Source organism: Ornithinimicrobium pekingense DSM 21552, from assembly GCF_000421185.1.
GTDB lineage: Bacteria > Actinomycetota > Actinomycetes > Actinomycetales > Dermatophilaceae > Ornithinicoccus > Ornithinicoccus pekingensis.
The window spans coordinates 251,044-259,276 of record NZ_ATWJ01000014.1 but is presented as its reverse complement, the minus strand read 5'-3'; the positions used below and the strand labels follow the sequence as shown (position 1 = coordinate 259,276).

Genomic DNA, 8,233 nt, shown 5'->3' with positions numbered 1-8,233 from the left:
CTCATCTAATGGGTTGTACCGATCCTCTGGCAGGCTCGGTTCCGGTAGCGGCCGGCGGGTCAGCACTCCACTTATCTGATCGTTGAGGTCTTGCGGCAGACCGTGCGCCCGCCGGTCGTGAGGAGGCGTGACCGCTGCTGGGATGACGTGCCCCCGGATGGTTCGGGTGAGCACTTGACCATTAGATCGCCGGGAGTCCTCCTCCACGCTGCTGAGCAAGGATCGCAACGAGGCGCAGGAGGGCAGTAGCGATGTTGTTCCTAGGTGATGACTGGGCCGAGGACCACCACGACGTCGAGCTCGTCGACGACCAGGGACGGATCCTGGCGCGAAGGCGCCTGCCCGAGGGGCTGGGCGGAATCACGCGGTTGCACGCCCTGGTCGCCGAGCACGCACCGCAGGAGTGGGCGGACCTGGACCCGGCCGAGGCGGCCGCGCAAGTGACTGTGGGCATCGAGACGGACCGCGGCCCGTGGGTCGGCGCCCTGGTCGCGGCGGGATACACGGTGTACGGGCTGAACCCGAAGTCGGTCGCCCGTTACCGGGAGCGGCACTCCACCTCCGGGGCGAAGTCGGACACCGCCGATGCGCACCTGCTGGCCGAGATCGTCCGCCTGGACCGTGCCCATCACCGGCCGGTCGCCGGCGACAGCGCCACCGGTGAGGCGGTCAAGGTCACCGCCCGGGCCCACCAGTCGATGATCTGGGACCGGACCCGGCACGTGCTGCGGCTGCGTGCGGCGCTGCGGGACTTCTTCCCCGCGGCCCTGGTCGCGTTCGAGGACCTGGATGAGCCGGACACCTTGGCCCTGCTGGCCCAGGCACCCGACCCGGACAGCGCCTCGAGGCTGTCCCGCGCCAAGATTGTCCGTGCGCTGACCGCGGCGAACCGGCGCGACGTGCCCGCCCGTGCCGGGAAGATCCGCCAGGTCCTCACCGCGCCCGAGCTGCGGCAACCAGGCCCGATCCAGGACGCCTACGCCGCGATCGTGACCTCCGAGGTCGCGCTCATCACCGTGCTGAACACCCAGATCGAGCGGCTCGGGCAGGTGGTGGCCGAGCATTTTGGCCGGCACCGGGACGCTGACATCTACACCAGCCTGCCCGGCCTCGGTGTGATCCTCGGCGCCCGGATCCTCGGCGAGTTCGGCGACGACCCGGACCGGTACGCCGACGCAAAGGGCCGTAAGGCCTACGCCGGCACCGCACCCATCACGAGAGCCTCTGGCACCAGACGGGTCGTTCTCGCCCGGTACGCCCGCAACCGCCGACTCGGCGATGCCCTGCAGCAGTGGGCCTTCTGCTCCATGCGCGGCTCAGCCGGCGCCCGCGCCTACTACCAGTCCCTCCGGAAACGAGGCGTCGGGCATCAGGCCGCCCTGCGCCAGCTCGCCAACCGCTGGGTCGGCATCCTCCATGGCTGCCTGCGGGACCGCACTTTCTACGACGAGAACACCGCCTGGCAGCAGCACCTCAACACCGCCGCTTGACAAAACCAGAACCTGGGATGTCTGCCGCATCGAGCTTGGGAAGCACGCTAGGTTCGCGAGCCGGCCGTTCGCGCTGAGTGCGTCATACCGCCGCGTTATCGCACGGTCCGGCTCACGGACTGCACTGGATGCCCACGGTCCAATCGCCCAGCATCGCGTCCCTCAGTTAGTGGTCAGCCTGCTTGTTCGTCGAAGAAGCTGCACGAGCAGCGCCGACATGCGGGTGAACAGGTAGTCCACGTCGTCGTCTGTCACAGGGGCCTTCGACGCCTCGAAGTGTCGAATCTGCATACGGTTGCCGATCTCGGTCAGCTCCTTCGCTTCAGCCTCTAATCGCGCACGCATCTCACCAGTCGCAGCTCGGTCCAGCAGCGCGGTCACACTGGCCTTCTTGTTGGCGCCTGGTTCGAGCGTCTTAAGCCGCTCGAACGCGTCCCACAACTTTTCGAGACCGATCCGCCCCTCCCCGGGGCTACGAGACAAGAAGCGCACACGCGCGTCGGCGATTAGCTCGTCGAGGACGCTGTCACCGGTGTCGGGGCGCAGGTCGGCGACGCTTGCCCGCGACTCAGGGGGACCAAGGCGGACAACTCGCATGTCGGCACCGAGCTCGTACGCCATCCCCGTGCGCCCGAAGAGTTGATTGACATCAGCGCGGAACGCGACTCGACCCTTATTGACATCAAATCCCAGTTCATAGTGTCGGTACCACTGGTGCCAGTTGAGTTGCTGTGGCTCAGCCAAGCGCTGCGCGATGAAGTCAACAAGGTCGAAGACGACGTCCTGTGAAGGCACAGTCTCGCGGTCCAACGGCCACGAGCCCAGGGCCGGAATGAGTGCCTCCATCAGGTCGAACAGCTTGCGACGATCAGTGCCGCAAACGCCATTTCCATCGGGGCATTGATCCGGGAAGGCTTTGGCCAACCAGTGGCTGTCGATGCGCTGTTCAATCAGAGCCAGAAGTCCGCGCCATGTGGGCGGCGCAATATGACGCACGTCCCGCGGACGTCGCCCCTGGGCGCGGTCGCTATAGAAGGCTTCGCTCATCACAACATATTCCCAGGGTCACCGCCGGGATGCCTAGCGGCTCCGGAGCCGATTCTGCGACGCACCAAGACTCGGGCCGCACTTGTCCTGGCGCTCTCGTTCCCGCGCACTAGAGAAGTCGCGGAGGATGGACCGTAGGCGAGGTGGTCGATCCGGCGACCGGTGCGTCAGAGCGCCGCCTGCGGACGCACCGCAACACTGCGTCGACTCCGCCCACGGTGGCGGATAAACCGGGTAATCTACGAGGATCTCGTCCACGACCGCGCACCGAGGTATCGCGCCGCCGCCTGGTGAGGATGCTCTCCGGGCTGTGGGCTGTGGGAAGAGGGCGCCGGGGGGTGATCCTCGGCTACACCGACCTTCGGCCGCTGGTCAAGGCCGACACCCGCCTGCCCGTGTGCCCATCTGCCCATCTGCCCATGCACCACCGTGCACATCGAGGCGCGAGACCGCACCCTGAGCTAAACCGGCGCGGCTCTTGCGGTGCCCGCGGGTCTCCGCTTAAGTGGGTTGGATCGCGACGCGACGACGAACGAGGCAGTGGCATGGCTGCAGTGGTGGGAGTGCACGGTATCGCCCAGCAGTACAAGGGGCCGCACCACCTTGCCTCCACTTGGCTGCCCAGCCTGCAAGACGGCGTGCATTTCGCCGGCGGGGCCCTGGAACCAGCGGACTTCACGATGGCGTTCTACGGCAATATGTTCCGCCGCCCCGGCTCGATGGCGGCCTCCTTCCCGCCCCTCACCGCCGTGGACCTCGACCAGGGCGATGCCGCGCTGCTAGAGCTGTGGTGGCAGGAGGCGGCGAGGGTGGACCCGGCGGTGCCCGGTCCGGACGCGGAGACCATGGTCCACACGCCCAAGATGGTGCAGCGTGCGCTCAACGCCCTGAGCCAGAGTGCCTTCTTCGCCGGGATGGCCGAGTCACTCATGGTTGGTGTGGTGAAGCAGGTCCGGCTCTACTTCGGCGACTCGGAGGTCCGCGCGATAGCCGTAGGCGCGGTTGAGGCCGCCGTCAGCGACGACACCCGCGTGGTGATCGGTCACTCGCTGGGGTCGGTGGTCGCCTTCGAGGCGCTCGCCGCGCATCCTGAGTGGCAGGTTCACACCCTCGTCACCCTTGGCTCCCCGTTAGGCATCCGCAACCTCGTCTTCGACCGGCTGGACCCTGCGCCGGTAGACGGTCGCGGGCGCTTCCCCGGGAGTGTGCAAGTGTGGGTCAACGTGGCAGCGCCGGGCGACGTGGTGGCTCTGGTGAAGAGGCTCGCGACCTGCTTCGACGGGGGGGTGGTGGACCACCTAGTCGACACCGGTGCCAAGGCGCACGACGTGTCACCGTACCTCACTGTCGTCGAGGTGGGCCGGGCGGTCCTCGACGGTCTGGGGTGAGCCAATGCTGCGCAGGAGCCTGCTCGCGATCGGCACGGCGCATTACGGCGATGAGGCCTTCGATGACCTTGCCCGGGTCCCGGAGGCGGTACGGACCATGGCGGCCACCTTTGCAGGCCTCGGCTTCGAGACCGCCGAACTGCTCGACCCCACCAAGGCTGATTGCGAAGACGCGGTCGAGGCCTGGCTGCACAGCGGATGGTCCCCGCAGGACGTCGCGGTGCTCTACGTCACCGGCCACGGCATAAGCGCCGCGGCGGGCCACTACCTGGCGATGGCGGATTCGGTTGCGGGTAGGGACGCCAAGGCCGCTGTGGAGACCCGTTTCGTCAGCACCGCGCTCGGCGACGACCCGGAGCTCGGCCAGCTCCTCGTTCTGCTGGACACCTGCTACTCCGAAGGTGGGTCGGACGCCCTCGTCGGAGCGGCCTCGACGATGAAGCTGCAGTGGCCTCAGGGCGACCGGCAGTACTGGGTCGTCTCCTCGGCGCGAGCCAGGCAGGAGGCGCAGCAGCTGGTGTTCGCCGCTGCTTTCTCCCGTGCTCTGACCGAGCTCCGGGCGTCCTTCGGATCGCACAGTCCAACGATCCCGCTGACGTCGGTGGTCGGCCGCACGAATCTTCTGCTCGGGCGGCCGCCGTACTCTGTAGCGCATCGCGCGACGGTCACGCCGCTGGTGCCGGCGCCGGGCGACGACGGGTTCTTCGACAACCCGGAGTACGCCGCAACGCCAGTTACCGTTCTCGCGCCGGAGGTCGTGCCCGCCTCGGAACTGCGCTCCCACTGGATCCCGCGGGCGCTCGGCGGGACCAACGAGGTGGGCACCTCGCTCTTTCGAGGGCGGACCGAACAGTTGGGCCAGATCGAGGCCTGGGCCACCGACCCGGACCAACCGGGGCTGCTGGTCGTTACAGGGGCACCTGGCACGGGGAAGTCCGCGCTCCTCGCTCAGTTCGTCGTGCCCGGCGTAGGGGACGGCTCGCGCCCCAGGGCGGCGCGAGCGGTGCATGCTCGAGGCCTGACCGCGGGGGCGGTGCGCAACCGGGTGGCCGACCTATTCGACGACGGCGCGGGCCAGCTGGTGGTCATAGATGCGCTGGACGAGGCAACGGACCCGGAGGTGCTCGAGACCTTCGTGGTGGCGCCGCTGGTCGCAGCCGGCGCCCGGGTGGCCGTGGGGGTCCGGCCGGCGCTGGCGCACTCGTGGGCTGCCGAGCGGGTTACCGTCGACCTCGACAAGAGCCCGGACCGCCTGGCCCTGCGCAGCTATGCGGCCGAGATCCTGAGCAGTGCTGAGGGCAGTCCCTACGCGGCGGGGCCCACGTCCGTCGGCGAGGTCGCTGCCGCCGTCGCCGGACTGGCCGGTGACAGTTTCCTGCTGGCCGGGCTGATCGCCCGCACGCTTGTGCGGATGGAGCGCCCCTTGGCGCCCGAGGCCGTGGCGGACGCGCGGCAGTCCTTCGGCAGCATCGCGGGCGCCTTCGAACGCGACCTGGCGCGGATCGGCGATGACACCGGACTGGTCCGCGAGCTGCTGACCGCGCTGGCCTGGTCCCAGGGCGGGGGCCTGCCGTGGGAGGGCGTCTGGCCGGCCGTGGCGGGGGCGCTCTTCGCGCCGAGGACCTACGCAGACAGCGATGTCCGCCGCGCTCTGGACGCCGCCGCCGACTATGTTGTCGAGGCCTCGCTCGACGGTCACTCGTACTTTCGGCTCTACCACGAGCTGTTCGCCGAGCACCTTCGCAAGGGGTACGACGAGAAGGCCACGCACGAGGTCATCACGCGTTCCCTCATGGACCTCACTCCCACCGACACCCAGGGCCGGCTCGACTGGGCCTCGGCCCATCCCTACGTGTGTCGCTCGCTGGCCGAGCACGCCGCCCGCGGCGGCCTGCTCGAGGACCTTCTCGAGGACCCGCGACTACCACTGGCACTGGACACCGACCGGCTCGCCGTAGCGCTCAACAGCCGGCTCTCCCTCGGCCCCAACGCGGCCGCGGTCCAACGCTGTCTGGAGCAACTGCGCGAGGGCGGCACGCAGCTGCCCAGCCAGCTCGCTCTGGCGGCGATGCAGACCGGCGCGACCGGGTTGGCGTCGCGCGCACGAGCCCAAGGTTTCGGGGGCACGACCTGGTGGCCGCTGTGGGTGCGCTGGGCGAGTATTCCTGCCCACGCCGTCGTGGCCCGGGTCACCGGAAAAGTCGTCGGGATAGCGACTGTGGAGCAGGACGGCGAGACGCTGGTCGTCGCCGCTTCGGCCGACGGTGAAGTCGCCTGCCACGCGTTGTCATCGGGCCGGCAGCTGTGGCGGCGCGACCTGCCGGAGGTGTCCTCCCTCGCGGCCGCCGGCGACGTGGTGGCCGTCGCCACAAGGGACACCGTGCACATCCTTCGCTCCTCTGACGGCACCGACGCGGCTCTCCTGCCCGGCCCGGCGGCGGGGGGCCACTCGACGACGAGCGCGCTCGCTGTGCACAGCAACGGGGACGAGACCCTCGTCGCTGCCGGGACATACAACGAGTGGGACGACGACGATGACGACAACATCTGGTCGGGCCTGCTGCGACTGTGGCGACTCAGCAACCCGACCACGGTGGCGTGGGTAGTGCCGGCATTCGGGACGGGCGTGCGCACGTTGGACTTCCTCGTCCACGAGCGCGGACTGCGTCTGGTCGCGGGCGGGGACCCGTTCACGGAGCCGAAGGCCAGCGGGGCGGTCGCGCGCGTCTTCGATGTGGCCACAGGTCGCGTCCTGCACGAGAGCCCACCCGACCTGGCGAGCTACGCCGACGCCGTGGTGCGCGGTGACGGGACAGTGCTAATGGTGTTACCGAATAGTGCCGGCGGCACCAGCAACCCTGTCATCCGCTGGGCGCCGGAGTCCGGGGAGCTCGTCGTCCGCTCACTTGCCGACCAGCAGACCAGCGGCGCAATGGCGCTGGCCGCCGATGAATCCACGTTGCTCGTCGGCAGCTACACCGACCTGGTCGTGGTATCCCCCGACACCCTCGAATCGATCGGCGGGTGGACCAACGGCATCGCGGCGAGCGTGGTTGCGACGACGCGTTACGCAGGGCGCCTGCTCGTCCTCACGGGGTCCTGGAGCGGTGAGGTGAAGCTGTGGGACCTGGCTGCCGTTTCGAGTCCCGTCACGGCCAAACGACGGCCACGGATCGTCTGCGCGACGTGCGCTGGAGACGATCTCGTCGCCTACTCAGTAGACGACGGGACCGGGGCGCTCGAAACGGCACGGCTAGACGACGGCGTGGTGCTTGCCCGCAACGAGCAGGTGTTCGCCAGCGCGATGACCGCGACGCCCGATGGTCGGCTGCTTGTCAACGATGCCGGCAACGTCCGCCAGCTCGACCCCTTCAGGCTCGCCCCCCGCGGGGATAACCTGGCGCTGCACACCGGGCGGATAAACGCGCTGAGCATGGCAGGAGACCTCCTGCTGACCTGTGGGACCGATGCGGCCGTGCAGGTCAGCGACCTCGACTCCGGGCCGGTGTGCCCCCCGCTGCTCCACGCGGACTACAAGATGCGCCCACTTGAGGTCGTCCGGAGAGTCCAGGTCGCTGGCACGCCAGAGGTGGTCGCGCTGGACTACAACGCCGAGCTCGTGTTCTGGGACTGGTCCGAGGCGCTCGCGGGCAAGCCGAACGGTAAGGACGGCAGCAACAGCGCGCACCGGAGCGTAGTTGATGCCCGCCACAGTGGCGGCCGTTGCTTCGCCGTGTGGCAGGCACCGAAGGGCACGGTGTTCCTCAGGCCAGACGCCGTAGGAGGTGTCGAGGCGACCCTCATGCCGGGCCGGCGCTCGGCGCAGTGGTCGCTCCAGGCCACCCCGCTGCACCTGCTCGAGATGCTGGGGCCCGACCTGCTCCTCACCGGGGACCACACCGGCACGCTCCGCGGCTGGCTGCTACCCGAGCGCCGGCTCGTCGCCCAGGCGGCCTTCGGCGCGTCCCTCACGACGCTGGTCCCGATTGGCGACGACCGGGTCCTGGTCGGGACCGACGCCGGTCTCGTGCTGCTGCAGGTCAACGTCCGGTGATAGTCCGAGCGCCTCGGCCACGGCGGCCGGAGCAACTCCCCCCGCTCCACGCGACCAGGTCGGCTACCGCGTCCTACAGCATCGGCGACCACGTCCGCGACGCCCACCAGGTCGATTGCCGCGTCGACGCCGCCGAGGAAGAGCACCTGACCGCACGGTCGTCGACTTCGCCGATCCGCCCGACTGGCTTTTCTGCGGCCTATCGGTCCACGGCACGTCATTCCGCCGCGTTTCGCCATGTGGTCTGGTCGAAG

4 protein-coding genes are annotated in these 8,233 nt (G+C 69.1%); 3 read left to right on the top strand and 1 reads right to left on the bottom strand.

The features are described 5' to 3' along the window. Positions 1-251 precede the first annotated feature (251 nt). The gene (locus K330_RS0116935) at positions 252-1,490 is read left to right on the top strand and encodes an IS110 family RNA-guided transposase (RefSeq protein ID WP_022923004.1); all 1,239 of its coding nucleotides are present in this window, start codon (positions 252-254) and stop codon (positions 1,488-1,490) included. Positions 1,491-1,652: 162 nt separating this feature from the next. Here K330_RS0116935 and K330_RS0116930 read toward each other — a convergent pair whose 3' ends face one another. Next, positions 1,653-2,537, bottom strand: a complete 885-nt coding sequence (locus tag K330_RS0116930) for a hypothetical protein (RefSeq protein ID WP_022923003.1) — start codon at positions 2,535-2,537, stop codon at positions 1,653-1,655. A 545-nt stretch (positions 2,538-3,082) separates the two neighbouring features. On the opposite strand from K330_RS0116930, the gene K330_RS0116925 reads away from it, so the two are divergent. Further along, positions 3,083-3,925 (top strand): alpha/beta hydrolase family protein, encoded by an 843-nt coding sequence (locus tag K330_RS0116925; RefSeq protein ID WP_022923002.1) that lies wholly within the window; start codon positions 3,083-3,085, stop codon positions 3,923-3,925. A 4-nt stretch (positions 3,926-3,929) separates the two neighbouring features. Then, positions 3,930-7,979 (top strand): caspase family protein, encoded by a 4,050-nt coding sequence (locus tag K330_RS0116920; RefSeq protein WP_022923001.1) that lies wholly within the window; start codon positions 3,930-3,932, stop codon positions 7,977-7,979. The last annotated feature ends 254 nt before the right edge of the window (positions 7,980-8,233 follow it).

Bases quoted from the DNA above. Each gene is read 5' to 3' on its own strand.
- K330_RS0116925 (WP_022923002.1), top strand. From the start codon at position 3,083: ATGGCTGCAGTGGTGGGAGTGCACGGTATCGCCCAGCAGTACAAGGGG.
- K330_RS0116920 (WP_022923001.1), top strand. From the start codon at position 3,930: ATGCTGCGCAGGAGCCTGCTCGCGATCGGCACGGCGCATTACGGCGAT.
- K330_RS0116930 (WP_022923003.1), bottom strand. From the start codon at position 2,537: ATGAGCGAAGCCTTCTATAGCGACCGCGCCCAGGGGCGACGTCCGCGG.
- K330_RS0116935 (WP_022923004.1), top strand. From the start codon at position 252: ATGTTGTTCCTAGGTGATGACTGGGCCGAGGACCACCACGACGTCGAG.